The organism is Pseudomonas sp. 05N434 (assembly GCF_056396965.1).
The window spans coordinates 1-1161 of sequence record NZ_JBFTMK010000900.1; the positions used below are offsets into that span (position 1 = coordinate 1).

At 61.6% G+C, this 1161-nt stretch carries 1 protein-coding gene and 1 pseudogene; both read left to right on the plus strand.

Annotated features, from left to right (window positions below; translation table 11 throughout):
• A pseudogene (locus AC1DLB_RS30550) lies at nt 1-129 on the plus strand (CpsD/CapB family tyrosine-protein kinase); the annotation flags it as partial.
• A 23-nt stretch (nt 130-152) separates the two neighbouring features.
• Nucleotides 153-1161: polysaccharide biosynthesis/export family protein (locus AC1DLB_RS30555; protein WP_477786348.1), on the plus strand; the 1009-nt coding region annotated here is incomplete at its 3' end.

The window sequence follows — 1161 nt, forward strand, 5'->3', positions numbered from 1 at the left end:
GAAGACACCCGCTGGGAAGTGGCCCAGGCCGCGGCCCAGCGCCTGACCCAGGCCGGCGCGAAACTGGTGGGCAGCGTCTTCAACCGGCGCAAGTACTACATGCCCAAATGGCTCTACAAAAACCTGTAAGCACCCACCTGAAGGATGAAGTCATGAATGCCAAAGTGCTTGTCCTGCTGTTGCTACCGCTTGCAGGTTGCTCCAGCACCAGTGAAACCCAGAACATGCCGGTGCAGATCCTCACGGCCGAGCCGGCCAACGCCCAGGCCACCGATATGCCCAAGGTCGAACAGACCTTGCGGCCCAAGGACGTGCTGGACGTGATCTTCCACGTCAGCACCAGTGGCTCGGAGGCTTACCGCATTCAGTCCGGCGACCAGGTCGCGCTGAACTTCACCGCAGCCAGCCAGCTCAACGGCACGCAACTGGTGCTGCCCGATGGCACCATCGAACTGCCGGGGGCCAACACCTCAGTGAAAATCGCCGGGATGACCTCGGTCCAGGCCCGGGAGGAAATCCAGCGCGCCTATAACCGCAAATCCCTGTTCCAGCCCAATCGCAACCAGTTGACCGTGCAGGTCACCAGCCCGCTGAGCAACGAGCAAAACCTCAAGAGCGCCTTGAACCACCCCGCTACCGGCATGAGCCGGGAGATCACCGTGGGCAACGACGGCTATGCGAGTTTTCCGGAAATCGGCTCCGTGCCGCTGCAAGGCATGACCGTCAACCAGCTCGAAACGTTCCTCAATCAACGCTACGCGCAATTGCCGGGACGGATGACAGTCGACGTCATGCTCAAATCCACGTCGGGCAACGAAATCTATGTGCTGGGTGAAGTCGGGCAGCCGGGCTCCTACCCGATTCGCCGCCCGGTCTCGGTGCTCGAAGCGTTGACCCTGGCCCGTGGCACCAGCATCAAGGCCCGGCTCGATTCGGTGGTGATCATGCGCCGCAACGGCAACCAGGTGCAGGCTGTGCACTACGACGTGGAGAAAGCCTTGTCCGGTGACGCGTCGCAGATTGCTTACCTGCAACCGGACGACATGCTCTATGTGCCCAAGACCAAACTGGCCAGCGCCGGTGARCTCGCACGGCAACTGGCGGACGTGGTGCTGTTTCAGGGGGTGGGCTTCAGTTTCGCCTACCGCGTCGACAACAAAG